The sequence below is a fragment of the Pseudarthrobacter sp. 05T312 genome (genome assembly GCF_056396685.1).
Genome location: NZ_JBFTLY010000001.1, coordinates 413,816 through 439,223, shown reverse-complemented (window position 1 = coordinate 439,223; position 25,408 = coordinate 413,816). Strand labels below are relative to the sequence as shown.

Below are 25,408 nucleotides of genomic sequence, written 5' to 3'. Positions count from 1 at the left end.
CCGCAGCTTTAAACGGCTGGTCAAACACACCCGCGCCGTGCCCGCCGCCCAACGGGGACCTGAAACTTCTTCCAGGCGCCGGTAATTTTCTTCGATGTCAGGTGCCACCCGTTACACGGTGAGCAAGGATACACGCTTGCCGGTACTTTCCGGCCCTGACCAGCTCTTTCGACGATCCTCTGCAGCACGTACTGGGCGCGCTTGCGGTTTGGATGAGTCACCTTGGTGCAGTCTGTCATCGGGCGAAATCCTGGTTAGGATGCGCGCGAGACTTATGTCCACACTTGGCCGCCCGCTTACTACGAACGCGCCCGGTCCCACTCGAAGTCGCTGGTCAGACGCCAATCTAGCCGATTCCTTGGGCTCCGGCAATGATGATGCGCCCTACTGGTTGATGTGCCACAGACTTAACGGCAAAAGCCCGCCACACCAACCGGTGGGACGGGCTTTTGTACAAGCGGATTTAGCGCTTGGAGTACTGCTGGGCCTTGCGGGCCTTCTTGAGACCGGCCTTCTTACGCTCGATGACACGGGCGTCGCGGGACAGGTAACCGGCCTTCTTCAGCGTCGGGCGGTTGTTCTCGACGTCGATCTCGTTCAACGAACGGGCGATTCCGAGGCGCAGGGCACCGGCCTGGCCGGAGATGCCGCCGCCGTGGATGCGGGCGATAACGTCGTAGGCGCCTTCAAGATCAAGGATCTTGAAGGGCTCGTTGACGTCCTGCTGGTGCAGCTTGTTCGGGAAGTAGTTCGCCAGCTCGCGGCCGTTGATGGTCCACTTGCCGGAGCCGGGCACGACGCGAACGCGTGCAACAGCTTCCTTGCGGCGGCCAACAGCTGCGCCGGCAACGGTCAGGGCCGGACGCTCCTTCTTGGGAGCAGCTTCAGCAGCTGAGCTCTCAGAGGTGTAGCTGGTCAGGTTTTCCTCGGCCTCGACGACCTCGGTGGTCTCTTCGTTCTGAGCCACGATTCTCCTTGTATAGATAAGTTGTTTGGTGGCCAGGACTACTGGGCGACCTGGGTGATTTCGAAAGTCTTGGGCTGCTGGGCAGCGTGCGGGTGCTCAGCACCGCGGTACACCTTCAGCTTGCCCAGCTGCTGGGCAGCGAGGGAGTTCTTGGGGAGCATGCCCTTGATGGCCTTCTCAACGGCGCGGACCGGGTTTGATTCCAGCAGTTCCGCGTAGTTGACGGAGGTCAGGCCGCCCGGGTAGCCGGAGTGGCGGTATGCGCGCTTCTGCTCCAGCTTGGCGCCGGTCAGGGCTACCTTTTCGGCGTTGATGATGATGACAAAGTCGCCCATGTCCATGTGGGATGCGAAAGTGGCCTTGTGCTTGCCGCGCAGCAGGATTGCGGTCTGGCTTGCAAGACGACCAAGGACAACGTCGGTGGCGTCAATGACGTGCCACTGGCGGTTGATATCGCCGGGCTTCGGGGTGTACGTACGCACGGTGTTTGCCTCGTTCTTGTTCTGGCGTTCTTGTTTAGGTGTCGCTAGCGCGCGCACCTACTGTCTGCGCGCTACCGGAACAGAGGTGAGGGCTCCATGTAACCAGTCATCCTGAAGTTCCGAATGTGCACGTTGAGTAGCTATCCTGCAACCGGATCCTCAAGCGGGCACGCACCATCGGAATAGGACACGCACAACGACTACCAAGATTAGCGCGTCAGGTGGTTCGGGGTCAAAATGAGGTAGCCGGAGGCCGCTGGAGCCGTGCCGGCCCGATCCAACGCAGGGGGATGCAGTGTTGTCAGCGGGGATCTGGGACCCTAACGCAGTGCTCTTTATAGTAGGCGCCGCGCTTTTGGGAGCCGCCATCTCCCCCATCGCCGAGCAGGTGATCGCCAGGCTGCTTCCCAGGCTCGGGGAAGTGCCGCGCCCGCAGGCAAGAATTACGACGGCGGCAGTAACCGCCGTCGCGTGTGCCGCCTTTGCTGCCCGTTTCGGCAGCGCGCTGAGCCTGCTGGCCTTCCTTTTACTTGCCGTCCTGGGTGTCCAGCTGGCAAGGATCGACGTAGCACTCCACTTGCTGCCCAATCCCCTCGTGTTGATGCTGCTGGCCGGGGGCCTTCTATTGCTTTTGCTGCCGGGGATATTCGATAAGCAATCTGATGATTTCCTCCGCGCAGTCCTGGGAGCCGTCATCTTGTTTGCCGGCTACCTTGTTTTGGGACTTATCTCGCCCGGCGGCATTGGGATGGGCGATGTGAAGCTCGCAGCGCCCGTCGGCCTTTACCTGGGGTACCTAGGTTGGAGCCACGTACTGTACGGAGGGCTCATCAGCTTCGTCTTGAATGGCATCGTCACGGTGTTTGTCCTCGGCAGGAAAGGCCGGAATAAAGCCACCGAAGTTGCCCACGGGCCCTCCATGCTGGGTGCCCTAATGGCCGTGACTTTGTTCATGGCCTAAGCCCAGATCGGTGCTCGTGCCAAACCAAATGGTCCGCCAAGCCAAGACTCCAAGTAGTCATCGGGTGCGGCCATGCGGCGCCTGAGTACTTTGCCGCATATTCGAGTACATTTTCTTATCGCACTCCTAAGAAACGAGTACCACTACGCCTTGTTGCCGATGATCCCCAGTGACAATCTCTTCTTAGCGAAGCCCAGCCGCTAAAGAGTTTATGGGGGGCAGCTGGAAATTCGTTGAAATCAAAAGTAATCCAATTTCACCGAATTAAGGAAAATATAATGACTTCTCTCATGGTCTTAATGACTGCTTTCATCGCAGGCGTCAAGGATCGCTTCAGCCGGGAAGAAAGGGGTGCCACGATGGTTGAGTATGGCATCATGGTCGCCCTCATCGCAGTGGTGGTCATCGTCGCCGTCGGACCTCTCGGCACCGCCATCCGAACACTGTTTGAAGGTGTCACGGCCGGATTGTAGCCCAACCTGAGTGTTGGCCGATCCGGACGTTGGCCCGGCTCATTTGCTAGGGCTGCGCGCGGGGTCCTGGAGGCACTCTATCCCTCCATAATTCACCCGCGCGGCTCTCCGAGGCCGCCAAAGCTCTATCCCTTGACGGATTCAGCGCCCAAGGCATGTTTGTTCTCGTCCATTTCTCCGGTTCACCATTTCACCGGAAGTACGAGGCCGCGCCTTGGGCGCTTTCGTCGTTGGTTAGCCCGCACTATACGGCGGGTTAGCATCCTGCAGCTCACCCGGAGACTTCGTGAGAAAATGCCAAAGTCCACGACGAAGACGTAAGCAAGGCGTCGTGCCTGAAGCTGCTCGATCATTTGAACCAACCGATCTCCAGCATCCCCCGAGCGCCCTCGCGGCCACATTCAGCGTCACTCTCGGCTCAATTTGAGGCGTCCTGAGCGCGCTTGGCCACCTTTTCGCAGGACCGGAACAGCCACTTCCCCCGCGGATTATGCCCATAAGTAGTGCCGCCGGTTCGGTGAGGCGGGCATGGGTGCCTTCCCTCATGCCACTGAATTGCTGGCCAGAAGATCGACTCCCCTGCGACAAAGGAGTCGTTGTATCGAATTTTCAAAATCGATATCGACATCGACGCGACCGGCTGGGGTCCGGTGCGTCTGCGTCTGCGCGAACGAGGGGGCGCCACAGCTATCAGCAATCCGGCAACGGCATCTGCACCAAGACCACTTGTGCCCACAGGCGTCGTACGCCCGTTGCGCTTAGCGATAAATACGCCTCCCACAAAGCTGTCCAGGGCACGCCCTGGACACGCGCCCGATCTCGCTTTGGGGCCCCCTCATGACCGTCTCTCTGCGGTGCCCCTGCATGCTCTGGGGTTCCCTATGTCAAGTACTCGGGCGGGTGCATGCAGACGGCGCCTGAGTACCAGCACCCATTTTCGAGTACATATTTTTGCCCCTCCCCAAAAAAGTCGAGTACTACTACGCATTGTTGCTTTACACCTCCAGTGACAATCTCTTATTAGCGAAGTCCAGCCGCTAAAGAGTTCACGGGGGCAGCTGGAGATTCGTTGAAATCAAATAATCCAATTTCACCGAATTAAAGGAAATTACAATGACTTCTCTCATGGTCTCAATGACTGCTTACATCGCCGGCGTCAAGGATCGTTTCACCCGCGAAGAGAAAGGAGCAACCATGGTTGAGTACGGCATCATGGTTGCCCTCATCGCCGTTGTGGTGATTGTTGCGGTTGGCCCTCTCGGCACTGCAATCCAGCAGATGTTCGCAGGTGTCACTCCTCGCCTGGCACCTCCGGCTGCAGGCTAGGCCCCTGCTGGCTGGCTCCGCAAGTGGAAACTCGCTTCGGAGCCGGCCAGCTCATTTAACAGGCACCACTCCACATACCCGAACCGTATTTTGCCCTGGGAGACGGTCTTGAAACCGACACGGAAAGAACGAGGCGCAGTCGCCGTTGAGATGGCTTTGCTATTGCCGCTTCTGTTGCTGATCTTGACGGGAACAATCGAATTTGGTCGCGTGCTCAACGTCCAAATCTCGATGACCCAAGCAGCGCGCGAGGGAGCGCGTTACGCCGCAATTCATTACAAGGAAGCCGGACTTGATGTAAGCGGCGCCACGCTTGCCGGGGCACCCGCATTGTCTGGTTTACCAGTGACGGTCACAAGCAACGCTACAAGCTGCGCGGCTGATCGCAACGTCACTGTCACAACCACCGTCTCATTACGGTCACTGACGGGTTTCTTGGACGCCGGCTTCTTCGGCGCCCCGGGCATTTTTCCAATGAATCTCAATGGGGTGGGAGTGATGAGATGCGGCGGGTAGCCAGCGGGCCAGCGAACGGCCGCCAAGGCCGAAAGGCAACGGAAGAACGGGAACGGGGTGCAGCTAGCGTAATCGTGGCCATCTTCTTGGTGGTCCTTCTCGGCTTCGCTGCCCTAGCTGTGGATGTAGGCGCTATGTACGCCGAAAAGGCACAGCTGCAGAACGGCGCAGACTCGGCCGCACTGGCCATCGCAAATCAGTGCGCCAAGGGAACCTGCGGGAATTCGACAAACACCGCGGCAGAGTTTGCCAACAGCAATGCCAACGACGGCACGAGCGGTTCCACCGTAACTTTCCCGGAAACAACAACGGTGCGTGTCGTGACAACGGCACGCGCTGCGGGTTCCACGACGGACGGATTCGGGCTCTTCTTCGCACGGGTAATGGGCATAGAAAGTGCCCAGATAGGCGCCACCGCCGAGGCATCGTGGGGCGCTGTATCCGAGGCTACAACCCTCCCCTGGACCATTAGTGACTGCGTCTTCAAGAAGAACCTCACTGCGTCGCAGTTGGCGGAATTCAACTCCACTGGGACCTTCACCGGCGATCCAGTTCCAAACCACCTAACTCTTCGGTATGACGAAAACACCCCTACATACCCCGGATGTGCAGCGCAAAATGGCTATGCGCCTGGCGGTTTTGGATGGCTTGATGCCGGCACAAATTGCTCCGCCACGATCGATGCGAACACGGCGATTGTTGGCAGTAAGCCGGGCAACGCATTGCCAAATGTTTGCTCAACCATGCCGTCAACCATCAAGGGCACAACCGTTCTCGTCCCTGTGTTCTCTTCTGCGGTATCGCTCAACAACGGCAACAACACCAAGTACACGATCCTTGGGTTCCTGGCTTTCCGAGTCACCGGCTACAAGTTCAGCGGAAGTGTAGAAGATCTCGACCCGCTTTCGCCGTCCTGCAATGGCAACTGCCGGGCACTGCAGGGATATTTTACCCGATTCGTATCCCTCGCCGAGGGCCTGACAACGAGCAACGTCCCTAACTACGGCGGCTCAGAGGTCTTCCTCAAGAACTAGCAGGGTATCCCGTTCAGACGAACAACCGTTCAAAGGAGTAACTACAGTGAAATCACGCCTACTGGGAGGCATTGCAGCACTGGTGCTGGCAATCATTGGAACCGCCCTTCTGGTCGTTTACGTTCAAGGCGCCGACAGCCGGGCAGCGCAAGGGCTGAATCCGGTCAAGGTGCTCGTGGTCAATGAATCCATACCTGCAGGAACAAAGGTGGAGGACCTGGCAGGCAAGTTGAAACTGGAGGATTTGCCTCAATCGGCTGTACCGGCAGCTGCCCTGGCAAGTCTTGAAGAACAGGGCGGCAAGGTTACGGCCTCAGCTCTTCAACCGGGCGAACAGCTCCTGGCTGCAAAACTGGTTAGCCCAAAAGAACTAGTTCCCGGTACCGTGCCTGTTCCCGACGGCATGGAAGAGGTTACCTTTCTGCTCGCACCCGAACGAATTCTTGGGGGCCGGCTCGAAGCCGGCGACCTGGTTACAGTCTTCAGCTCTTTCAAGACAGATGACAAAGGCAATACGGGACTGCTGTTCCACGATGTACTGGTCACTGCAGTCCAAAAAGCCGAGCCTGACAGCAGCAAGACTTCATCGAGCCCCTCCGATTCCGCAGTAGCAATGCCAAACGGATCGGCTTTCGTCACTGTCGCCCGGAGCGACGCCGAAGCGGCCAAGATGGTATTTAGCGCAGAGTTCGGAACGCTCTGGCTCTCGAAGCAGACAGACAAGACCAACAAGACCCAGCCTCCGGTAATGACCCAAGGCGGGCTGTACCAATGAGCCGCTTCGTAGCCATAACCGGGGTGCGGGACTTCGAGGCCCGGGTGCGGGAGGCGGTGTCAACTGCCCTCCATGGGGATCTGGAAACACTCAGCCCGGCCATTCTGTCGGGAGGGCCCGAGGACGTGTTCCGGCAGCTGACGGGAGCGCCGCCTGAAGTTCTTATCCTGGGGCCAGGCGTCAGCGAAGAGGATGCACTGAAACTGGCGACCGTCTTTGACCTCCAGTATCCGGAGATCAGCCTGCTCCTGGTCGCTGAGCCCTCCCCCGAGCTGGTACTCCGGGCCATGCACTCAGGTATCCGGGACGTGTTGAAACCAGACATCGAGGTGAACGACCTGCGGGTCCTGCTCGAACGGGCCTGCCTGGCATCTGCCAGCCGGCGGCGGGGAATGTCGTTGCCCACGGACCCGGGGCAGGAACGGGGCCGGGTCATCGCCGTCATGTCGCCGAAGGGCGGAGTTGGCAAGACGACCGTCGCCACCAACCTCGCGGTGGGATTGGGCAAAGTAGCGCCGATGAGCGTTGTCCTTGTGGATCTGGACCTCCAGTTCGGAGATGTTGCATCCGGCCTGTTGCTCGAGCCCGAGCACTCCATCACCGACGCCGTTCATGGCATTGCCTCCCAGGACTCCATGGTCCTCAAAGCATTCCTCACCGTTCACCCGGCCGGGATTTACGCGCTCTGCGCTCCCCGGACTCCGGCCGAAGCCGATTACATCACTGGCGAGCATGTTGGCCGGTTGCTCGAGCAACTGGCCAGTGAATTCAAATATGTGGTGGTGGATACCGCTCCGGGCCTGGGCGAGCACGTGCTCGCCACGTTGGAGCAGGCCACCGACGGAGTTTGGGTCTGCGGGATGGATGTTCCGAGTGTCCGCGGGTTGCGAAAGTGCTTCGGAGTACTGAAAGAGCTGCAACTGATGCCCCAGGGCCGGCACACCATCCTCAATTTCGCGGACCGCAAAAGCGGACTGTCGGTCCAGGACGTGGAAGCCACCGTTGGCGTCCCTGTCGACGCTGTCATCCCACGCTCTCGGACGCTTCCGTTTTCAACGAACCGCGGCATACCGGTTCTCCAGGCATCTACGAGGGATGCGGCGGCCAAAGGGCTGAAGAAGCTCGTAGACCGGTTTGATCCCGAATGGGTATCCTCCCCACGCACCAAGCTGCACCGAAGGGTGGTTGTGTCATGAAACTCTCAGATAGGCTCGCTGGTTCTCAAGGCAATTCCGACGGCTCGAACACCACACCGCTCAACGGCCGTACGCGGTCTGAAATGTCCAAAACAGGCACTCAACCCGAAAGCACATCCTTTCCCCCGGTTGGTGCCCCGCCTGCAGGTTCGTCGTTGGGAGGCAATCTCGCTTCTCCGCCTGTTGATGCGCTTGCCGGGCTCAAACAAAGGGCTGCCCTGGCACTGTTTGATCGCCTCGGTACGCGCTTCGGCGACACATCGTCATCGGACGAGGAATTGCGGACCATAGCCGTCGATGAACTCTCGGCAGTCATAGACGACGAGCAGGTGCCACTATCGCCCGAAGAGCGCCGGAGGCTCATACGCGAAATTGCAGACGAAGTGATGGGGTACGGTCCCCTGCAGAAGCTGCTGGAAGACCCGTCCGTAACGGAAATTATGGTCAACAAGTACGACCAGATCTACATCGAGCGCAATGGCCACCTGAGCCTGACCGGATCACAATTCAGCTCTGACGACCACCTCCGAAAAGTGATAGACCGCATCGTTTCCAGGGTGGGCCGGCGCATCGATGAATCATCGCCGCTGGTGGACGCCCGGCTTGAAGACGGTTCGCGCGTCAACGCGATTATTCCTCCACTGGCGGTCAACGGGCCTTCGTTGACCATCAGGAAGTTCAGCCATATACCCCTCACAGTCCGGAACCTCATCGACTGGGGCTCCTTGACCCCGGAGATGGCTGAATTGCTCAGTGCGTGTGTCCAGGCCCGGCTGAACATCATCGTTTCCGGCGGAACTGGCACGGGCAAAACCACCCTGCTCAACGTACTGTCATCCTTCATCCCGGAAGATGACCGCATCGTCACCATCGAGGACGCAGTGGAGCTCCAGTTGCAGCAGGAGCACGTTGTCCGCCTGGAAAGCCGGCCGCCGAACATTGAAGGAAAAGGTGCTGTAGGAATCCGGGAACTCGTACGTAACTCCCTTCGCATGCGTCCCGACCGCATCATCGTGGGCGAGGTCCGGGGCGGCGAGTCACTGGACATGCTACAGGCCATGAACACAGGCCACGACGGATCGCTCTCTACGGTCCACGCGAATTCACCCCGGGACGCCATTGCCCGTTTGGAAACCCTCGTGCTTATGGCCGGAATGGACCTGCCCCTGAGGGCTATCCGCGAACAGGTTTCGTCGGCAGTCGACCTCATCATCCAGGTCACTCGCCTTCGTGATGGCAGTCGCAGGGTCACGCACGTCACGGAAGTCCAAGGAATGGAAGGTGACATCGTCACCCTCCAGGACGCATTCCTCTTCGACTACTCAGCCGGAGTTGACCAGCACGGGAGGTTCCTGGGCAAGCCAATCCCCACGGGCATCCGCCCCAGGTTCCTTGACCGGTTCTCCGAGCTCGGCATCAGTGTCTCCCCAGCTGTATTCGGGGCCGCAGTTCCGGCCGGCAGGAGGTAGGCCGATGGACTCTCCCTTGGTTTTCGCCGGTGCCATCAGTCTGTGCTTCGGCGCCCTGCTGGTCCTGGTGATAGTGGTCCTCAGGCCTCGGTACGCTGCCATTCCAATCCAACGCCGCAGGCCCGACGGACAGCCGGACCCGTCCACACTGTCAAGATTCTCGGAATCAGCGGCCAACGCAATGGGTGGCCTGATCGGGAAATCCGGCGGCCCCTACAGCCGCGAACTTCTCTACAACGCCGGCGTGAAAATGACGCCTGCGGAATTCAGCGCCTTTGTGGCCGCGGTGACCGTAGCTGTTGGCCTGCTGTCCAGCCTCGCCACCAACCTCGGCTTCGGAATCCTATTGGCACTGGCGACGCCGTTTGTGGCCAGGTTGGTGCTCACAGTTCGACGGGACAAGCGGCGGAGTAAATTCGATAATCAACTGATAGGCACCATTCAAATGCTGATAGGCGGGTTGCGTGCCGGCCACAGCGTGATGCGGGCAATCGAAGCCGCAGCGAACGAGTCCGAGGCGCCCACTTCAGAGGAACTCACCAGGATCGTCAACGAGACACGAATCGGCAAAGATGCCCGGGAGGCTATCGACGACTCCGCCAGCCGGATGGACAGCGAAGACTTTCGGTGGATTGGGCAGGCTATCCAGATTAATCGCGAAGTCGGCGGTGACCTCGCGGAGGTCCTTGACCAAGTCGCCGGCACGATCAGGGAGCGCAGCGAAATCAAGGGCCACGTTCGGTCACTAAGCGCTGAAGGAAAAATGTCTGCCTACATTCTCATGGCGTTGCCCGTAGGTGTTGCGTTCTTCGTGGGTATGGTCAATCCCGGCTACTTGGACGTCTTTGTCCAGAAACCGATCGGCTGGTTCATGTTGGGCCTCAGCGCATTAATGTTCATCATCGGCGGCTTCTGGATGAGTCGCATTATCAAGATCAAGTTCTAAGGATCGAACATGACTCCAATCGCTTGGATGATAATCGCCACGGTCATCCTTCCACTCACCTATTTCGTGTGGTCATGGGCCACATTGGACCGAAAAGGGACCCTCGCCATCCGGGGAAACCTTGCCCGCGGCTTCAACATTGGGGGGCGCGACACTGGACAGCAGGCACCAATGCTTCTGGGCATATCAAGACGCCTTACACCGGGTAGCTACGAGTCGAAACTGGACCGCTGGCTCTCATTGGCCGGACGCCCAGCCTCTATGCCGCTTGAAAAGTTGATCGTCTCGAAACCCTTGCTGTCCCTCGCAGCTGCGCTCGCAGGAATCCTCCTACTCGTCAATTCGTTTACTTCAACCAACCTCGCAGTGGCTATTTTTGCGACCGTATTCTGCTACTTTGTCCCGGATCTGCTGATCTACAACAAGGCGATTAAACGGCAGGAAGAGATCGAACTGGAACTACCCAACACCTTGGACCAAATGCTGATTTCTGTGGAAGCCGGGCTCGGCTTTGAATCGGCAATGGCCCGGGCAGGCTCCTATGGCGGGGGGCCTCTGGCCCAGGAACTGGTACGCACGTTGCAAGACATTCAGGTTGGCCGACCGCGACAGGAAGCTTACGAAGCAATGGCGGCAAGGACCTCAGTGCCGGACCTAAGGGGCTTCGTCAGGGCCGTCGTTCAGGCCGATAAATATGGGATCGGTATCGCCAAAGTCTTACGTGCACAGGCCAAAGATGCGCGAGTTAAACGTCGGCAGCGGGCAGAAGAAAAAGCGATGAAACTCCCGGTAAAGGTTTTGTTCCCCTTGATCTTCTTCATCTTTCCAGTGCTGTTCATTGTTCTACTGGGCCCTGCTGCAGTGAGCATTATCGAAGCCTTCAGTCGCACCTAGAAAAACTGTAACGCGCCTATCGGCGCCTCAATGACCGGACCCCCTCGGCACCCAGAACCGAGGGGGTCCTTTTGTGTGCCACAGCTCGGGAAAACCCAGCCTTGGCACAGGGAAGACACAGCAACAGCGCAGGAAACGTGCATTCAGAAAAGGGTTTCCTCAGGATGTTGCAAGATCGGGTCAATGTCGGATCAAGCGTTGCTAATTTCGTTGAAGCGCTGGTACTGGGCCAGCCAATCCGTCTCGCTCAGGAGTCAAAATGCTTTCTCTTTACACGAACCTCTCTGTCCGCCTTCGCAGCGAAAAGGGAGCCACCGCCGTTGAATACGGCATCATGGTCGCACTTATCGCAGTCGTGATCATCGCTGCTGTCACTCTTCTGGGTGGAACTCTGAGTGACACGTTCCACAACATCCAGTGCAACGTGTCCGGAGCCGGCCACTGGGATACAGCAACCACTGCTTGCGTCAAGCCTTAATGAACTCAACCTGCGTCCGTGAGAGTAATGGCTTTGGCACTGCTCTCACGGACACAGGTCACGGTCATCGGGTGAAAGGCGTCTTCATGTCCCGGGCATCGGAACGCGGCGCTGCCGCTGTCGAGTTCGCGATCGTGGTGCCGGTCCTGGTCAGTTTGCTGCTTGGAATCATGGAATTTAGCCGGGCCTATAACTCCCAGGCCGAACTTTCTGCCGCGGCCCGCGAAGCGGCACGTGTTATGGCGATGGCTGATCGGACAGCTGCGGCCCAGGCTACTGCTCAAGTAAACGCTCGAACTGCAGCCAAGAACACGGCGGTTTCTTTGCAGCCCGGTTTGCAGGACGGCGCTGTTCAATTTGGTACCCCGTGCCCTTCAACGATTCCCTCCGGAACAAGTCCGCAAACCACGGTAACCATCACCTACACCCTATCGACGCTGACAGGGATTGCCGGCCCATTCACAATGACAGCCAAAGGAGCCATGCTGTGCGGCGGCTGATTCAGCGAAAACCAGCAGACACCCCGGAACGCGGAACAGTCAGCGTAATCGTCGCGATAATGCTTGTTGTACTCCTCGGTTTCGCGGCCGTTGCAGTGGATGTCAGCATGATGTACGCGGAACGCTCCCAACTTCGGAACGGCGCGGATGCAGCTGCGCTCGCGATTGCCCAAAAATGCGCAAAAAATGCCAAGGATTCAAACTGCTCCACTTCGGCGCCGTTGGCTTCAACCCTTGCCAACGGGAACGCAAATGATGGCATCAGCAACATTAAGTCCATAGCCTTAGGATCATCGAATGGACCCGTGACAGTGACGGTTGGCGCCCAGGAGGCTGGCCGTGCCCCCAACCAGGTTTCATTGTTCTTCGCCAAGATTTTCGGCATCAAGTCGGCTGAGGTGAACGCCACCTCGACCGCGGCATGGGGGACGCCTTCTAAAGGTCCGGCCATCCTGCCTTTGGCGGTCGCCTATTGCAAGCTCAACATTCCACTTGATGGTTCAGTGGGTGCCGAACAGGTACTGGATCAACAGGCGAGAAGCTGTGGTGACACTCTTCCTGGCGGATTTGGCTGGCTTCCGACAGACCCCAAAACCTGTGCCGTCACAGCCACAGCCGGGACATCCACCATGTCAGGTATCTGGTTCCCGGTTGACCCGGGAGCCAGCGCTCCCACTGGATGCCAAACTGCCGATTTCACCAAGGTGCAAGACCAGACCGTTCTTTTGCCTGTGTATGACGCTGCGACCGGGACCGGTTCAACTGGCCAGTATTACGTGAAGGGTTTTGCGGCTTTTCACATCACCGGTTATCACTTTTCAAATTTCAGCTGGTCCACCGGCGGCAATGTCCAAAACAAGACGCTCCGCGGCTACTTCGTGAAGTTCGTGACCTTGTCCCAGGCCTTCGAACTTGGCAACGTCCCAAACTTCGGGGCTTCCATCGTGCGCCTCACCCCCTAGCAAGAACCAAGATCCAGGAGCAGTCAGTGAAGTCTCGTATGTTGGCCGGTGTAGCAGCAGTAGTGCTGGCCATCATCGGAGCGATCCTCATCGTCACCTACGCCCAAGGCGCTGACCAGAGAGCGGTGGCTGACATGAATCCAACAAGTGTCCTGGTGGTAACCAAGGCCGTTCCCGCCGGATCATCACTTGAAATCGTCAGGGCATCTGTGTACCAGCAGCAACTACCGGGCACTGCTGTTGCCAAAACGGCCCTCAAAAACCTCGATGACTCCGCCGGCAAGGTGGCCGCCGTGGACCTGGTGCCAGGCGAACAGCTCCTCAACGAACGTCTGGTAGCCCCCGGTGACGTCAAGGCCCAGGGCGCAGTCCAGATCCCGGCAGGCCTCCAGGAAGTCACCTTCGAACTGGAGCCCAAACGCGTGGTCGGCGGACGGCTCAACGCCGGTGACCACGTGGGCATTGCCCTGATCTTCGCGGCGGGGGCAGACAAGGCCAAATCAGGCGACCCCACCACCCAGCTCACTATCCGCAAGGCACTGGTCACCGCCGTCCAGCGCGCTCCGCAGGCAACACCAAGCACCAAGCCCACGGACGGTACCAATCCGCAGGACACCACCCTTCCTGAAGGTTCACTCATGGTCACAGTGGCCGTCAGCGACGTCGACGCCAACAAGATCATTTTTGCCTCTATCAATGGCGAGCTCTGGCTGACCAAGGAGCCCCTCGACGCAGCAGACAGCGGCCCCGCCATCGCCAGGAAGGACAACGTGTACAAATGAGCCGCTTCGTCCTCCTCTCCCCCAACGCCGACTTCGACCAGAAGCTGCGCGCCGCCGTCGCCAACGGCCTGCGCGGCACCGTCCAGACCATTGCGAGCGACATCCTCCCGGCCGGCCCGGCGGAACTGTTCGCGCTCCTCAACCAGGAGCAGCCGGAAGTGCTGATCATCGGCCCGGACGTTCCATACGAGGAAGCGCTGCGGTTCGCCAAGGTCTTCGACGTCCAGCTCCCCGGCCTCAGCCTGGTCCTGGTCAGCGACGTGGACCCCGACTACCTCCTCTATGCCATGCGCGCCGGCATCCGCGACATCCTCAGCCCGCAGGCCGACGCCGCGGAAATCAGGGTACTGCTGGAACGCGCCTGCCAGTCCTTCGCCACCCGCCACCGCGGCCCGGAGGCACAGCAGGCGGAGAGCGGCAGCGGCCTGGTCATCGGCGTGTTCTCCCCCAAGGGCGGCGTGGGCAAGACCACTTTGGCCACCAACATCGCCATCGGCCTGGGCCAGATCGCGCCCATGAGCGTGGTCATCGTGGACCTGGACCTGCAGTTCGGGGACGTCGCCTCCGGCCTCTACCTCAACCCGCAGCACACGGTCACGGACGCCGTTACCCCTGCCGCCGCCCAAGACTCCCTGGTCCTCAAGGCCTTCCTCACGGTCCACCCGGCGGGCATCTACGCGCTCTGCGCCCCGCCTAATCCCGTGGACGCGGACCATATCACCCCGGAACAGATCGGCCACCTGCTGGAACAGCTGGCCCAGGAATTCCAGTACGTGGTCATCGATACGGCCCCCGGCATGCCGGAAATTGGCCTCGCCGCCATGGAACAGTGCACGGACGTGGTCTGGGTCAGCGCCATGGACATCCCCAGCCTGCGCGGCCTCCGCTCCGGCCTTGAGGTCCTGCGCCAGCTGGACATCATGCCCGAATCGCGGCACGTGGTCCTCAACATGGCCGACGCCAAATCCGGCCTGAACGTCCGCGACGTCGAATCCACCATCGGCGCCCCCGTGGACGTCAGCGTCCCCCGCTCCCGCGCCGTGGCCCTGTCCACCAACCGCGGCATCCCCGTCCTCCAGGAATCCAAAAAGGACCCCGCCGTCAAGAGCCTCCGCCAGCTCGTGGAACGCTTCAACCCGGCATGGCGCACGCAGGCCCAGCGGAAACTTCACCGAAGGGTGGTCATCTGATGAAACTCTCCGACCGCATCAACGCCGTCCAGTCGCGCAACCAGGCGGCCGGGACTGCGCTGCTGGAGCCGCCCCGCCCGGCCCCCGCGCCCTCGCCCTCCCCGGCGGAAAGCACGGAGCGGCACCAGCCGGCGCATGCCGCCGTCGCGCATTCAACGCACGACGCCAGCACCCCCTTGGTGCCCGCGGCACCGAGGGTGGACGTCTTCGCAGCCATGAAGGACAGGGCGGCCACCGCCCTGTTCGAACGGATGGGGACGCGCTTCAACGACGCCGCCGTAAGTGAACGGGAGCTGCGGAGCACTGCCAAGGAAGAACTCACCCGCATCGTCGACGCCGAGCAAGTGCCGCTGACCCCCGAGGAACGCACCCGCCTGGTCCAGGACGTTGCCGACGACGTCCTGGGCTACGGCCCCCTCCAGCGCCTCCTGGACGATCCCGCCGTCACCGAAATCATGGTCAACCGTATGGACCAGATCTATGTGGAACGCAAAGGCAAGCTGACGCTCACCGAGTCGCGCTTCAGCTCCGAGGAGCACCTGCGCAAGGTCATCGAACGGATCGTTTCCAAGGTGGGCCGCCGCATCGACGAGTCCTCCCCGCTGGTGGATGCCCGCCTGGAGGACGGTTCCCGTGTGAACGCGGTCATTCCGCCGCTGGCCGTCGGCGGCTCCTCGCTGACCATCCGTAAATTCAGCAAAACCCCGCTGACCGTCCGGAACCTCATCGACTTCGGCACCCTCACGCCCGAAATGGCCGAGCTCCTGAACGCCTGCGTCAAGGCCAAGCTGAACATCATCGTCTCCGGCGGTACCGGCACGGGCAAGACCACGCTGCTGAACGTCCTGTCCTCCTTCCTTCCCCACGACGAACGGATCGTCACCATCGAGGACGCGGTGGAACTGCAGATCCAGCAGGAGCACGTGGTCCGGCTGGAAAGCCGCCCGCCCAACACCGAGGGCAAAGGCGAGGTCACCATTCGCGAACTCCTCCGCAATTCCCTCCGTATGCGCCCGGACCGGATCGTGGTGGGCGAGGTCCGCGGCGGCGAATCGCTGGACATGCTCCAAGCCATGAACACCGGCCACGACGGCTCCCTCTCCACCGTGCACTCCAACTCGCCCCGCGATGCCGTGGCCCGCCTGGAAACCCTGGTGCTCATGGCCGGGATGGACCTGCCGCTGCGCGCCATCCGGGAACAGATCGCCTCCGCCGTGAACCTCATCGTCCAGATCTCCCGGCTCCGCGACGGTTCCCGGCGCATCACCCACGTCACGGAGGTCCAGGGCATGGAAGGCGACATCGTCACCCTCCAGGACGCCTTCGTCTTCGACTACTCCGCAGGCGTGGACGCGCAGGGCCGGTTCATGGGCCGGCCGGTCGCCACCGGCATCCGGCCCCGCTTCATTGACCGGTTCGAGGACCTGGGCATCCACGTGTCCCCCGCGGTGTTTGCCACGCCGCTGGGCCCGGGCGCGAAGTAGGGACGCGGCCATGAACATCGTCATCGGAAGCGTCATCCTCCTCGCAGCCATCTGCCTGCTGGGCGTGGCCGTGCTCCTGCCGGGCGCCCCCTCAGTGCCGCTGGACCGCCGTCGCCCGTTCGAACCGCAGCCGCCGTCCTCACTGACCCGCCTGGCGCTCTCCGGCGTCAGGTCCTTCGAACGCCTCCTCGCAGGCCGCAAAGTGAAGCTCTTCGCCCGTGCGGAACTGGAGAACGCAGGCCTGCGGCTCAGCCAGGCCGAGTTCTTCCTGCTGGTGGGGATCGGGGCGTGCGTCGGCATGCTGGTGGGCCTGGTCACGGTTGGCCCCGTCATGGGACTGCTGCTCGCCCTGCTGTCGCCCTTCGTGGGCAAATTGTTCCTCGGATTCCTGGCCGGAAAGCGCCGCACCGCCTTCGACAGCCAACTGGGCGACACCCTGCAGCTGCTCTCCGGCGGCCTGCGCGCAGGACACAGCATCCTGCGCGCCATCGACGCCGCGGCAACCGAATCGCAGAAGCCCACCTCCGAGGAGATGCGGCGCGTGATCACCGAGACCAGCCTTGGCCGCGACCTGCTCGCCGCCCTCAACGACACCGCCGACCGGATGAAGAACGAGGACTTCGTGTGGATTTCACAGGCCATCCAGATCAACCGCGAGGTGGGCGGCAACCTGGCCGAAGTGCTGGACCAGGTCAACGAAACCATCCGCGAGCGCGCGGAGATCAAGGGCCACATCAAGGCCTTGGCCGCGGAAGGCAAGTTCTCCGCCTACATCCTGATCGCCATGCCGTTCGGGATCGTGGCCATGCTGCTGGCCGTGAGCCCGAGTTACATGAATTCGATGTTCACCCATCCGCTGGGCTGGGTGATGATCGGTGCCTCATTTGTCCTGATGACCATCGGTGCGCTGTGGATGCGCAAGATCATCGACCTGAAGTTCTGAGGACCACATGAACCTCATCGTCCTGCTCTCCGTCCTGCTGGTCTGCATCCCCCTGGGGGCGGTGGCCTGGTCCGTCCTCACCGTGGACAAGCAGGGCCGCGTCGCGGTTACCGACCTGCTTGCCCGCGGCGCCCCTCCCGCCGCAGTTGCACCCGCCTCCAAGCGGGGGCTGCTCGAAGCCCTGGGCCGGCGGCTCACTCCCCCGGCCTATGTGGCATTCCTGGACCGGCTCCTGTCCCTGGCCGGCCGGCCGGCCACCATGCCGCTGGGAAAGGTGCTGGGGTCCAAACTTGGGCTCGGCGTGGCAGGTGCGGCGGTTGGCCTCTACCTGACCTCCATCGGCAGCTCGCCGATTATGAAGCTTGCCGGGATCTTCGTGATGGTCCTTGGCTACTTCATCCCGGACCTGCTCCTGTACAGCAAGGGACAGGAGCGGCAGAAGGCCATGCAGCTTGAACTGGCCAACACGCTGGACCAGATGCTGATCTCCGTGGAGGCAGGGCTCGGCTTCGAAGGTGCCATGGCCCGGGCGGGCGAGAACGGCAAGGGCCCGCTGGCCGAGGAACTGGTCCGTACCCTGCAGGACATGCAGGTGGGCCGCAGCCGCCGGGAGTCCTACATCGCCCTGGCGGAACGGACCAGCATCCCGGAGCTGCGCAGCTTCGTGCAGGCTGTGGTCCAGGCTGACACGTACGGAATTGCCATCAGCCGGGTCCTGCGTGTGCAGGCGAAGGTGATGCGGGTCAAGCGGCGCCAGCGGGCAGAAGAAAAAGCCATGAAACTGCCGGTTATGATCCTTTTTCCGCTGCTTTTCTTCATCTTCCCGGTCCTCTTCATCGCCATCCTGGGACCGGCCGTCATCAATACAGTGATGACGTTCAGCGCACAATAATCGATACGCAGGGCGACGGCAAGGTTGCCTCAAGGTTTACACAGAATGATAAGAAATTGGACGCCGAAGGATTTCCAGGAAGTAGCCTTGAACAATGCAGAGTCAAGATCCCGGTTCCAGCGGAAAGAGCCCCGCTGTGGACTCCCCGCTGGCCGGGGTCTCGTTGCCTGCCGCACCCGGGCCGGCGGCGCGCACGGCCCTCTCACTCGAAGCGGCTGCGCTCTTGCCGTTGATTGACGCGGCCGTGCTGGCCGAACTCGAGGACGAACTGGCCGGATCAGGGCTGGCCCGGCAGTTCGCGCGCGACTATGCCGCCATGTGGGACCTGCGCCTGGCCCGGCTGGGAACAGCCGTGGACACCGAGGACGAGGCCTCCGCCCTGGATGCCGTCATCAGCCTGAAGATCAGCTCCGCCATGGTGGGCGGTGTCCGGCTGGCCAGGCTCGCCGAGGTCCTCGAAAGCCTGATCCGGAAGGGCGACTTTGTCCAGGGCCAGGCCATGATGGCCGGGGTGGCGCAGGACGGTGCCCGGACGGTGTCCGAGCTCGAATCCACCTACATCATGGAGAAGGGCTGACGCTCAGGCGTCATCGGGCCTGCGCGGTGCGAGCCGGTAGCCCACCCCGCGGACAGTCTGCAGCCAGCGAGGCGACAACTGGTCCTCCTGGAGCTTGCGCCGCAGGTTTCCCACATGTACCTCCACAGCCCGCTCATCCGCCTCGCTGATGTACGTGTCGTGGTCATAGAAGTCGCCCCGCACGGCGCGGACCAGGTCAGCCCTGGTGCACACGGCACCGCCGCCCTTGAGCAGGACGTGCAGCAGGTCAAATTCACTGCGGGTCAGTCCCAGCGGCTCACCCTTGACCTCCACCGTGCGCGTGCGGTGGTTCAGGAGGAGCCCGTTGTGCCGCAGCACCCCCGGGTCGGCGTTGACGGCAGGAGCCGCGGCCTGTCCCCACTGCGGCGCGGACGGCTGCTCCCCCGCAACCTCGTGCCGGGGCCTGCGCATCATTGCCGCCACCCTGGCCCGGAGTTCCCGCGGCCTGAAGGGCTTGGCAATGTAATCGTCCGCCCCGGCATTCAGTGCCGACAGGAGGTCCGGTTCCTCCGTCCGTCCCGTCAGCATCACCACGTACGCATTACTGAAATTCCGGATTCGCCGCAAAACCTCGAAGCCGTCAATATCCGGCAGGCCAATATCAAGCGTGACAACGTTGGCCTGCTTGCTGCGGACCACCTCAACCCCGGCCCGCCCATCAACAGCTGTATGCACTTCGAAGCCCGCTTGTGTCAGGACGCCTTCCAGGAGGTTCCGCACGTCCGCGTCATCTTCGATTACTACAGCTACACCAAGATCGTCCATTGCTATCCCTGCGCCAGGCGGAGATGGCCCCCCATTGGCCCAGCGCCAATGCCATTCCCGCTCCAACCATTTATACGCTACTAGTAAGCCTTCCTGATCACATCTGTATTCGCCCCGAAAATTGAAAAGTCAATTATTATGACAAGACGTGTGCAGTATGGAGGGGAAAGGGTAAGCAGCGGGGTAGGGAAAGCAAATCAAAGACCCCGCGGGGCCTGCAATCCAATTGTGAAGGGGTACGAGTCAGAAACATGGCTGAGCCATTGTTCCACCGCGGGCCCGGCCGCATCTTCCGCCGGCTGGGACCACGCGCCCAAGTGGTGCTGTGCCAGCTCCCCCTGACCGTCGTGGTGGCCGTCATCGCACTGATCACGCCCTCCGCGTGGCCATCGCTCCTGGGCAGTCCGTGGTACGGGGCCGGCGTGGCCCTGCACGGAGTCCTGTTCCTGGCCTGCTTCCTGGTTCCCTGGGAACGCCTGCCGCACAGGCCTTACCTGCTGATCCCGGTCCTGGACTTCGTGGCCATCGGTCTCATGCGCAACGGTGCGGCACCGCTCCTGCCGGGGCTGGCCGTCCTGGTGGTCTTCCCGGTCATCTGGCTCTCCGCATCCGGAATGCTGGCCCGCAGCAGCCTGGTGCTCAGCTTCCTGGGTCCGTTCTTCATCATGGCACCCTCAGCCATCGGCCATCTGCCCACCGTCGCCGCGTCGGACCTCACCACCGTGGTTCTCTTCCCCGTCATGATGCTCGCCGTTTCCCTTGCCATCCGCTTCGCGAGCGTGAACCTGCGCCTTCAGCAGCGCGAACTGGCGGAGAAGGACCGCGAGCTCCGGGACCTGCTGGCAGCAAGCCGGGAACGGGAGAAGCTGCTCGAAACCGTCATGGACGCCACCGACGTCGGAATTGCCGCCGTCGACCGTTCCGGCCACTTCCTGGTGTCCAACAGCCGCCAGCGTAACTTCCGCCGCGCCACGGGCGCTGATGAAGCCATCCCTGGCCAGGGGCACCAGCTCATCTTCGGCCAGGACCGGCGCACGCTGCTTCCGCCTGACCGCCGACCCATCAGCCGCGCCATGGCAGGGGAATCCTTCGCCGACTACCTGGTGTGGGCCGGCGAAGGCCCGGATCAGCGCGCCCTGTCCACGGCTGCCCGTCCACTGGTCAGCGAGGACGGCAGGCTCACCGGAGCCGTTGTGGTCTACACCGACGTCACGGGCTGGGTGGAATCCCTGGCCGCCAACCAGGACCTGATCTCCAACGTCTCGCATGAGTTCAAGAACCCGCTGAACTCGATCATTGGCAACGTGGACCTGGTGCTGGAGGAAGCGGACAGCATGCCTCCGCACCTGGTCCAGCGGCTGCTGGTGGTCCAGCGGAACGCGGAACGGCTCCTGGAGCTGGTGGCCGACCTCACCGCTTCCACCGCCCTGAACGTCCACCCCAAGCGGACCGACCTCGCCAGCCTGGTGGAGACCAGCCTCAGTTCAGCCCTGGCCTCGGCTCAGCGGTCCCACGTGGAGATCGCCGCCGACGTCCCGTCGCCCCTGTGGGCCTACGCGGACCCGCTGAGGATCGGGCAGGTGCTGGACAACCTGGTCTCGAACGCCATCAAATACTCACCGGACGGCGGAAGGATCAGCATCAGTGCGACGGCGGACAGGCAGTGGGTGCGGCTAAGCGTCACCGATACCGGGATGGGCATGTCCCACGACGACGCCGCCAAGGTCTTCAACCGTTTCTTCCGGACCGAGTCGGCGCAAAGGGCAGCCATCCCGGGTGCAGGCCTGGGCCTCTCCATCACCCGGATGATCGTGGAGCGCCACGGCGGCAGCATTATGTGCGAGAGCGGTGAAGGCCAGGGCAGCACGTTCACGGTGACACTCCCCGCAGAGGGTCCGCCGCCGTCGTTCTAGCAACGCGACAAAGGATCAGTGCTCGCGGACGGCCCTGGTCTGTTCGGCGCGCGCCAGCATTTCGCCGTCCGAGGGGTAGGCCACTTCCTCCAGCACCAGAGGATGGGGAGCGGCGAGGACCGATTTGGCGTCCCGCTTCTGCAGCAGCAGACGCTCGTGCAGCCAGCCCGGTTCTTCAATGCCTTCCCCCACATACAGCGCCGAGCCGATGAGGGCCCGCACCATGTTGTGGCAGAACGCGTCCGCCTGGACGGTGGCCACAACGACGCCGTCCTCGCCGCGCCGGAACTCAAAACGCTGCAGTTCCCTGATGGTGGTGGCTCCTTCGCGGGGCTTACAGAAAGACAGGAAATTCTGCAGGCCCAGCAGCTGTGATGCACCCTGGTTCAACAGGTCCACGTCCAGCGGGTTCCTGTGCCACAGCGTGAAATACCGCTCCAGCGGGTCCCAGAGTTCGGGCCCGTCGGCGATCCGGTAGCTGTAGCGGCGCCACAGGGCCGAAAAGCGTGCGTCGAAGCCCGCGGGCGCCGGCGAGATCTTGTGGACCTCCACCGCTCCGTGCAGGTCACCCAGGGACCGGTTCAGGGCGCCGCGGAGGCGCCGCAGCATGGCGACGGCGGGGTCCAGTTCGTGCCCGCGCGGCATTCCCAGCCACTCGGCCCCGGTAAGGTCCAGGTGCACCACCTGGCCGCGGGCGTGCACGCCGGCGTCGGTCCGGCCCGCAACGGTGACCCGCACCTGGCGCCGGACCAGCAGCTCGATGGCTTCCTCCAGGACCCCCTGGACAGTCCGCCGGCCGGGCTGCAGCGCCCACCCGCTGAACGGGCCGCCGTCGTACGAAAGATCAAGCCGGATACGCAAAAACCCGCCGCCCCCTGAAACGGGGGCCGCGGGTTTTTGGTGGTTCACAGACCTAAGTCTATGCGAAGTGAATCAGCGAATTACTTCGCTTCCTTCTCTTCAGCAGCCGGAGCCTCGGCAGCTTCCTCAGCGGCCGGAGCCTCTTCGGTTGCAGCTTCTTCGGCAGCAGGTGCCTCTTCGGTTGCAGCAGCTTCCTCAGCGGCCGGAGCCTCTTCAGCGGGAGCTTCCTCGGCGGCCGGAGCAGCCTTGGCAGCAGCCTGGGTAGCCTCAGCAACTACGGCCTGCTTCGCGGAAACCGGCTCGAGGACCAGTTCGATGACAGCCATGGGAGCGTTGTCGCCCTTGCGGTTGCCGATCTTGGTGATGCGGGTGTAGCCGCCGTCGCGGTTCTCCACAGCCTGGGCGATATCGGTGAACAGCTCGTGGACGACGCCCTTGTTGCTGATCAGGCCGAGCACGCGGCGGCGGGAAGCGAGGTCGCCACGCTTGGCGAAGGTCACCAGTCGCTCTGCGTACGGCTTCAGGCGCTTGGCCTTGGTCACCGTGGTGGTGATCCGCTTGTGCTCGAACAGGGATGAGGCCAGGTTCGCGAGCATGAGACGCTCGTGAGCCGGGCCGCCGCCGAGGCGCGGACCCTTAGTGGGGGTAGGCATAATTGTTTCTCCTCATGTGGAAGCCGTGGGCGGCACACCATGGTGCTGCCCGCCGGCCAAGGTCTGGTTTAGAGTTCGTCGTCGCCGAAGGCGGCGTCGTCCTCTTCGATTGCTGCGGCGCGTGCTGCGAGGTCAAAACCGGGAGGCGAGTCCTTGAGGGACAGGCCCAGTTCAACCAGCTTTGCCTTGACCTCGTCAATGGACTTGGCACCGAAGTTGCGGATGTCCATCAAGTCAGCCTCGGAGCGGGCAACGAGTTCACCCACGGTGTGGATGCCCTCACGCTTGAGGCAGTTGTAGGAACGGACGGTGAGGTCCAGATCCTCGATCGGCAGTGCCATGTCGGCTGCCAGGGCAGCGTCGGTGGGCGACGGGCCGATCTCGATACCTTCAGCTGCGGTGTTCAGCTCACGGGCCAGACCGAACAGTTCCACCAGGGTGGTGCCTGCGGAAGCAACGGCATCGCGCGGGGCGATGGCCTGCTTGGTCTCGACGTCAACAATCAGCTTGTCGAAGTCGGTGCGCTGCTCAACACGGGTTGCTTCCACGCGGAAAGTAACCTTCAGCACCGGCGAGTAGATGGAGTCGACCGGGATACGGCCGATCTCTGCGTCGCCGGACTTGTTCTGAGCTGCCGAAACGTAGCCGCGGCCGCGCTCGATGGTCAGTTCGAGTTCGAACTTGCCCTTCGAGTTCAGCGTGGCAATGTGCAGATCCGGGTTGTGGAATTCGACGCCGGCCGGCGGAGCGATGTCCGCGGCGGTGACGACTCCGGGGCCCTGCTTGCGCAGGTAAGCCACGACAGGCTCGTCGTGCTCGGAGGAAACCGAGAGGCTCTTGATGTTAAGGATGATCTCGGTGACATCTTCCTTGACACCCGGAACCGTGGTGAACTCGTGCAGCACACCATCGATCCGGATGCTGGTTACGGCAGCACCGGGGATGGAGGAGAGCAGGGTACGGCGGAGGGAGTTTCCGAGGGTGTAGCCGAAGCCCGGTTCCAGCGGTTCAATGATGAAACGCGAACGGTTTTCGGAGACGACCTCTTCGGAGAGGGTGGGGCGCTGTGCAATGAGCACTTAGGTTTCCTTTCGGCGAGCATCCGCTATATGACGCAACACAGGTGGTGGAAATTCGGTCTGAAGACTTAACGCGCTGGGCTTGCCCGGACCATCGCTGGTCCGGGCAAGCTCCTGCTGCGGAAAAGAATTAGACGCGGCGGCGCTTCGGCGGGCGGCAGCCGTTGTGCGCTGCGGGGGTGACATCCTGGATGGAGCCAACCTCGAGGCCTGCGGCCTGCAGCGAACGGATGGCGGTCTCGCGTCCGGAACCCGGTCCCTTGACGAAGACGTCTACCTTGCGCATGCCGTGCTCCTGCGCACGCTTGGCAGCGGCTTCGGCAGCCATCTGGGCAGCGAACGGGGTGGACTTGCGCGAGCCCTTGAAGCCAACCTCACCGGAGGAAGCCCAGGAAATAACGGCGCCGGTCGGATCCGTGATGGAAACGATGGTGTTGTTAAAGGTGCTCTTGATGTGCGCCTGGCCAAGCGCGATATTCTTCTTGTCCTTCTTACGCGGCTTGCGAACCGCGCCACGAGTCTTCGGGGGCATTTTTTCTCCTACAGAAAGTTATTGGGGAAAGTCCGTAAATCCCGGGCGGGATTTTAACGGGCCTTCTTCTTGCCGGCGACGGTACGCTTCGGGCCCTTGCGGGTACGTGCGTTGGTCTTCGTACGCTGACCGCGTACGGGCAGGCCCTTGCGGTGGCGCAGGCCTTCGTAGCTGCCGATCTCAACCTTGCGGCGGATATCTGCTGCTACTTCGCGGCGAAGGTCACCCTCAACCTTGTAGTTGCCTTCAATGTAGTCACGCAGCTCAACCAGCTGGGCATCAGTCAGGTCCTTGACGCGGACGTCAGCGCTGATGCCAGTGGCAGCCAGGGTTTCGTGTGCACGGGTCTTGCCCACGCCGTAGATGTAAGTAAGCGCAATTTCCAGCCGCTTTTCGCGGGGAATGTCTACGCCAGCGAGACGAGCCATAGTGGCAGTACTCCTTGATAAACCGGAGGTCGTAGGCAGTACACCCGCACGTTCCGTGCGGCCCCAGCCTCCGACCGGGGGTTAGCTGTCCGGACTCTTTCGAGCTCAATGTTCCAGATCAGCTTGTGCTGCCTTTATTTACTTGCGTGGGTTAGCAACCCAGGATTTCCTTCAGGGAAGGAAATTAGCCCTGGCGCTGCTTGTGGCGCGGGTTCTCGCAGATCACCATGACCCGGCCATTACGGCGGATCACTTTGCACTTTTCGCAGATCTGCTTGACGCTCGGCTTGACCTTCATGGCATTCCTTT

The 25,408-nt window shown here is 61.7% G+C and carries 29 protein-coding genes; 20 read left to right on the top strand and 9 right to left on the bottom strand.

Annotation, left to right across the window (positions count from 1 at the left end):
- Positions 1 to 463: 463 nt before the first annotated feature.
- Positions 464 to 967 carry a 30S ribosomal protein S9 gene (rpsI, locus tag AC1DIP_RS02250; RefSeq protein WP_159631395.1) on the bottom strand — a complete coding sequence of 168 codons (504 nt, stop codon included), beginning with the start codon at positions 965 to 967 and terminating at the stop codon, positions 464 to 466.
- 38 nt (positions 968 to 1,005) lie between these two features.
- Positions 1,006 to 1,449 (bottom strand): 50S ribosomal protein L13, encoded by a 444-nt coding sequence (gene rplM / locus AC1DIP_RS02245; RefSeq protein ID WP_015937805.1) that lies wholly within the window; start codon positions 1,447 to 1,449, stop codon positions 1,006 to 1,008.
- Positions 1,450 to 1,777: 328 nt separating this feature from the next.
- Here rplM and AC1DIP_RS02240 point away from each other — a divergent pair, with 328 nt between their 5' ends.
- From AC1DIP_RS02240 to AC1DIP_RS02150, 19 genes are all read left to right on the top strand, one after another.
- Complete coding sequence (locus AC1DIP_RS02240) at positions 1,778 to 2,410, top strand: prepilin peptidase (RefSeq protein ID WP_477732670.1); 633 nt, start codon at positions 1,778 to 1,780, stop codon at positions 2,408 to 2,410.
- 278 nt (positions 2,411 to 2,688) lie between these two features.
- Positions 2,689 to 2,883: a Flp family type IVb pilin gene (locus AC1DIP_RS02235; RefSeq protein WP_477732669.1), complete on the top strand. Its 195-nt coding sequence runs from the start codon at positions 2,689 to 2,691 to the stop codon at positions 2,881 to 2,883.
- Between the two features lie 1,113 nt (positions 2,884 to 3,996).
- Positions 3,997 to 4,209 carry a Flp family type IVb pilin gene (locus AC1DIP_RS02230; protein ID WP_246839645.1) on the top strand — a complete coding sequence of 71 codons (213 nt, stop codon included), beginning with the start codon at positions 3,997 to 3,999 and terminating at the stop codon, positions 4,207 to 4,209.
- Positions 4,210 to 4,317: 108 nt separating this feature from the next.
- The gene (locus tag AC1DIP_RS02225; RefSeq protein WP_477732668.1) at positions 4,318 to 4,725 is read left to right on the top strand and encodes a TadE/TadG family type IV pilus assembly protein; all 408 of its coding nucleotides are present in this window, start codon (positions 4,318 to 4,320) and stop codon (positions 4,723 to 4,725) included.
- Positions 4,713 to 5,759: a pilus assembly protein TadG-related protein gene (locus AC1DIP_RS02220; RefSeq protein WP_477732667.1), complete on the top strand. Its 1,047-nt coding sequence runs from the start codon at positions 4,713 to 4,715 to the stop codon at positions 5,757 to 5,759. The genes AC1DIP_RS02225 and AC1DIP_RS02220 overlap by 13 nt, the downstream gene beginning before the upstream one ends.
- 46 nt (positions 5,760 to 5,805) lie before the next feature.
- Positions 5,806 to 6,534, top strand: coding sequence for a Flp pilus assembly protein CpaB (cpaB, locus tag AC1DIP_RS02215; protein ID WP_141159797.1), 729 nt, complete (start codon positions 5,806 to 5,808; stop codon positions 6,532 to 6,534).
- The gene (locus AC1DIP_RS02210; RefSeq protein ID WP_141182110.1) at positions 6,531 to 7,730 is read left to right on the top strand and encodes a CpaE/TadZ family protein; all 1,200 of its coding nucleotides are present in this window, start codon (positions 6,531 to 6,533) and stop codon (positions 7,728 to 7,730) included. The genes cpaB (AC1DIP_RS02215) and AC1DIP_RS02210 overlap by 4 nt, the downstream gene beginning before the upstream one ends.
- Positions 7,727 to 9,199: a TadA family conjugal transfer-associated ATPase gene (locus tag AC1DIP_RS02205; protein ID WP_141159795.1), complete on the top strand. Its 1,473-nt coding sequence runs from the start codon at positions 7,727 to 7,729 to the stop codon at positions 9,197 to 9,199. The genes AC1DIP_RS02210 and AC1DIP_RS02205 overlap by 4 nt, the downstream gene beginning before the upstream one ends.
- Before the next feature lie 4 nt (positions 9,200 to 9,203).
- Positions 9,204 to 10,145 carry a type II secretion system F family protein gene (locus AC1DIP_RS02200; protein WP_477732666.1) on the top strand — a complete coding sequence of 314 codons (942 nt, stop codon included), beginning with the start codon at positions 9,204 to 9,206 and terminating at the stop codon, positions 10,143 to 10,145.
- A 9-nt stretch (positions 10,146 to 10,154) separates the two neighbouring features.
- Positions 10,155 to 11,039 (top strand): type II secretion system F family protein, encoded by an 885-nt coding sequence (locus tag AC1DIP_RS02195; protein ID WP_477732665.1) that lies wholly within the window; start codon positions 10,155 to 10,157, stop codon positions 11,037 to 11,039.
- Positions 11,040 to 11,298: 259 nt separating this feature from the next.
- Positions 11,299 to 11,517, top strand: a complete 219-nt coding sequence (locus AC1DIP_RS02190; protein WP_477732664.1) for a Flp family type IVb pilin — start codon at positions 11,299 to 11,301, stop codon at positions 11,515 to 11,517.
- A gap of 86 nt (positions 11,518 to 11,603) precedes the next feature.
- Entirely contained in the window at positions 11,604 to 12,017 is a 414-nt protein-coding gene (locus AC1DIP_RS02185; RefSeq protein ID WP_477732940.1) for a TadE/TadG family type IV pilus assembly protein, read from the top strand.
- On the top strand, positions 12,005 to 12,979 hold the full coding sequence (locus AC1DIP_RS02180; protein ID WP_477732663.1) for a pilus assembly protein TadG-related protein: 975 nt from the start codon (positions 12,005 to 12,007) through the stop codon (positions 12,977 to 12,979). The genes AC1DIP_RS02185 and AC1DIP_RS02180 overlap by 13 nt, the downstream gene beginning before the upstream one ends.
- Positions 12,980 to 13,005: 26 nt before the next feature.
- Positions 13,006 to 13,761 (top strand): Flp pilus assembly protein CpaB, encoded by a 756-nt coding sequence (gene cpaB, locus AC1DIP_RS02175; protein ID WP_477732662.1) that lies wholly within the window; start codon positions 13,006 to 13,008, stop codon positions 13,759 to 13,761.
- A complete protein-coding gene (locus AC1DIP_RS02170) occupies positions 13,758 to 14,951 on the top strand; it encodes a CpaE/TadZ family protein (protein WP_477732661.1) in 1,194 nt (397 codons plus the stop codon). Before cpaB (AC1DIP_RS02175) ends, AC1DIP_RS02170 begins: the two co-directional genes overlap by 4 nt.
- The gene (locus AC1DIP_RS02165) at positions 14,951 to 16,435 is read left to right on the top strand and encodes a CpaF family protein (protein WP_477732660.1); all 1,485 of its coding nucleotides are present in this window, start codon (positions 14,951 to 14,953) and stop codon (positions 16,433 to 16,435) included. Before AC1DIP_RS02170 ends, AC1DIP_RS02165 begins: the two co-directional genes overlap by 1 nt.
- Before the next feature lie 10 nt (positions 16,436 to 16,445).
- The gene (locus AC1DIP_RS02160) at positions 16,446 to 17,378 is read left to right on the top strand and encodes a type II secretion system F family protein (protein ID WP_477732659.1); all 933 of its coding nucleotides are present in this window, start codon (positions 16,446 to 16,448) and stop codon (positions 17,376 to 17,378) included.
- A gap of 7 nt (positions 17,379 to 17,385) precedes the next feature.
- A complete protein-coding gene (locus AC1DIP_RS02155; protein ID WP_477732658.1) occupies positions 17,386 to 18,270 on the top strand; it encodes a type II secretion system F family protein in 885 nt (294 codons plus the stop codon).
- A 94-nt stretch (positions 18,271 to 18,364) separates the two neighbouring features.
- The gene (locus AC1DIP_RS02150; RefSeq protein ID WP_477732657.1) at positions 18,365 to 18,847 is read left to right on the top strand and encodes an Hpt domain-containing protein; all 483 of its coding nucleotides are present in this window, start codon (positions 18,365 to 18,367) and stop codon (positions 18,845 to 18,847) included.
- A 3-nt stretch (positions 18,848 to 18,850) separates the two neighbouring features.
- On the opposite strand, the gene AC1DIP_RS02145 is transcribed toward AC1DIP_RS02150, so the two are convergent.
- Entirely contained in the window at positions 18,851 to 19,633 is a 783-nt protein-coding gene (locus AC1DIP_RS02145; protein ID WP_477732656.1) for a response regulator transcription factor, read from the bottom strand.
- 251 nt (positions 19,634 to 19,884) lie between these two features.
- Between AC1DIP_RS02145 and AC1DIP_RS02140 the strand changes: the two genes are divergently transcribed.
- The gene (locus AC1DIP_RS02140; RefSeq protein ID WP_477732655.1) at positions 19,885 to 21,546 is read left to right on the top strand and encodes a sensor histidine kinase; all 1,662 of its coding nucleotides are present in this window, start codon (positions 19,885 to 19,887) and stop codon (positions 21,544 to 21,546) included.
- Positions 21,547 to 21,561: 15 nt separating this feature from the next.
- Here the strand turns inward: AC1DIP_RS02140 and AC1DIP_RS02135 are convergent, their stop codons facing one another.
- The 6 genes from AC1DIP_RS02135 to rpmJ all read right to left on the bottom strand — a co-directional run bounded on the left by AC1DIP_RS02135 (position 21,562) and on the right by rpmJ (position 25,397).
- A complete protein-coding gene (locus tag AC1DIP_RS02135; RefSeq protein ID WP_477732654.1) occupies positions 21,562 to 22,455 on the bottom strand; it encodes a tRNA pseudouridine synthase A in 894 nt (297 codons plus the stop codon).
- Between the two features lie 32 nt (positions 22,456 to 22,487).
- Positions 22,488 to 23,060: a 50S ribosomal protein L17 gene (gene rplQ, locus AC1DIP_RS02130; RefSeq protein WP_477732653.1), complete on the bottom strand. Its 573-nt coding sequence runs from the start codon at positions 23,058 to 23,060 to the stop codon at positions 22,488 to 22,490.
- Between the two features lie 68 nt (positions 23,061 to 23,128).
- Positions 23,129 to 24,139, bottom strand: coding sequence for a DNA-directed RNA polymerase subunit alpha (locus tag AC1DIP_RS02125; protein ID WP_013601812.1), 1,011 nt, complete (start codon positions 24,137 to 24,139; stop codon positions 23,129 to 23,131).
- A gap of 130 nt (positions 24,140 to 24,269) precedes the next feature.
- Positions 24,270 to 24,671 carry a 30S ribosomal protein S11 gene (rpsK, locus tag AC1DIP_RS02120; protein ID WP_009358720.1) on the bottom strand — a complete coding sequence of 134 codons (402 nt, stop codon included), beginning with the start codon at positions 24,669 to 24,671 and terminating at the stop codon, positions 24,270 to 24,272.
- A 53-nt stretch (positions 24,672 to 24,724) separates the two neighbouring features.
- Positions 24,725 to 25,099: a 30S ribosomal protein S13 gene (rpsM, locus tag AC1DIP_RS02115; protein WP_003803743.1), complete on the bottom strand. Its 375-nt coding sequence runs from the start codon at positions 25,097 to 25,099 to the stop codon at positions 24,725 to 24,727.
- 184 nt (positions 25,100 to 25,283) lie between these two features.
- Positions 25,284 to 25,397, bottom strand: coding sequence for a 50S ribosomal protein L36 (gene rpmJ / locus AC1DIP_RS02110; protein ID WP_009358722.1), 114 nt, complete (start codon positions 25,395 to 25,397; stop codon positions 25,284 to 25,286).
- Positions 25,398 to 25,408 lie beyond the last annotated feature (11 nt).

Bases quoted from the DNA above. Each gene is read 5' to 3' on its own strand.
- AC1DIP_RS02235 (WP_477732669.1), top strand. From the start codon at position 2,689: ATGACTTCTCTCATGGTCTTAATGACTGCTTTCATCGCAGGCGTCAAG.
- AC1DIP_RS02230 (WP_246839645.1), top strand. From the start codon at position 3,997: ATGACTTCTCTCATGGTCTCAATGACTGCTTACATCGCCGGCGTCAAG.
- AC1DIP_RS02220 (WP_477732667.1), top strand. From the start codon at position 4,713: ATGCGGCGGGTAGCCAGCGGGCCAGCGAACGGCCGCCAAGGCCGAAAG.
- AC1DIP_RS02210 (WP_141182110.1), top strand. From the start codon at position 6,531: ATGAGCCGCTTCGTAGCCATAACCGGGGTGCGGGACTTCGAGGCCCGG.
- AC1DIP_RS02205 (WP_141159795.1), top strand. From the start codon at position 7,727: ATGAAACTCTCAGATAGGCTCGCTGGTTCTCAAGGCAATTCCGACGGC.
- AC1DIP_RS02200 (WP_477732666.1), top strand. From the start codon at position 9,204: ATGGACTCTCCCTTGGTTTTCGCCGGTGCCATCAGTCTGTGCTTCGGC.
- AC1DIP_RS02195 (WP_477732665.1), top strand. From the start codon at position 10,155: ATGACTCCAATCGCTTGGATGATAATCGCCACGGTCATCCTTCCACTC.
- AC1DIP_RS02190 (WP_477732664.1), top strand. From the start codon at position 11,299: ATGCTTTCTCTTTACACGAACCTCTCTGTCCGCCTTCGCAGCGAAAAG.
- AC1DIP_RS02185 (WP_477732940.1), top strand. From the start codon at position 11,604: ATGTCCCGGGCATCGGAACGCGGCGCTGCCGCTGTCGAGTTCGCGATC.
- AC1DIP_RS02170 (WP_477732661.1), top strand. From the start codon at position 13,758: ATGAGCCGCTTCGTCCTCCTCTCCCCCAACGCCGACTTCGACCAGAAG.
- AC1DIP_RS02165 (WP_477732660.1), top strand. From the start codon at position 14,951: ATGAAACTCTCCGACCGCATCAACGCCGTCCAGTCGCGCAACCAGGCG.
- AC1DIP_RS02160 (WP_477732659.1), top strand. From the start codon at position 16,446: ATGAACATCGTCATCGGAAGCGTCATCCTCCTCGCAGCCATCTGCCTG.
- AC1DIP_RS02155 (WP_477732658.1), top strand. From the start codon at position 17,386: ATGAACCTCATCGTCCTGCTCTCCGTCCTGCTGGTCTGCATCCCCCTG.
- AC1DIP_RS02150 (WP_477732657.1), top strand. From the start codon at position 18,365: ATGCAGAGTCAAGATCCCGGTTCCAGCGGAAAGAGCCCCGCTGTGGAC.
- AC1DIP_RS02145 (WP_477732656.1), bottom strand. From the start codon at position 19,633: ATGGACGATCTTGGTGTAGCTGTAGTAATCGAAGATGACGCGGACGTG.
- AC1DIP_RS02140 (WP_477732655.1), top strand. From the start codon at position 19,885: ATGGCTGAGCCATTGTTCCACCGCGGGCCCGGCCGCATCTTCCGCCGG.
- rplQ (WP_477732653.1), bottom strand. From the start codon at position 23,060: ATGCCTACCCCCACTAAGGGTCCGCGCCTCGGCGGCGGCCCGGCTCAC.
- rpsK (WP_009358720.1), bottom strand. From the start codon at position 24,671: ATGCCCCCGAAGACTCGTGGCGCGGTTCGCAAGCCGCGTAAGAAGGAC.
- rpsM (WP_003803743.1), bottom strand. From the start codon at position 25,099: ATGGCTCGTCTCGCTGGCGTAGACATTCCCCGCGAAAAGCGGCTGGAA.
- rpmJ (WP_009358722.1), bottom strand. From the start codon at position 25,397: ATGAAGGTCAAGCCGAGCGTCAAGCAGATCTGCGAAAAGTGCAAAGTG.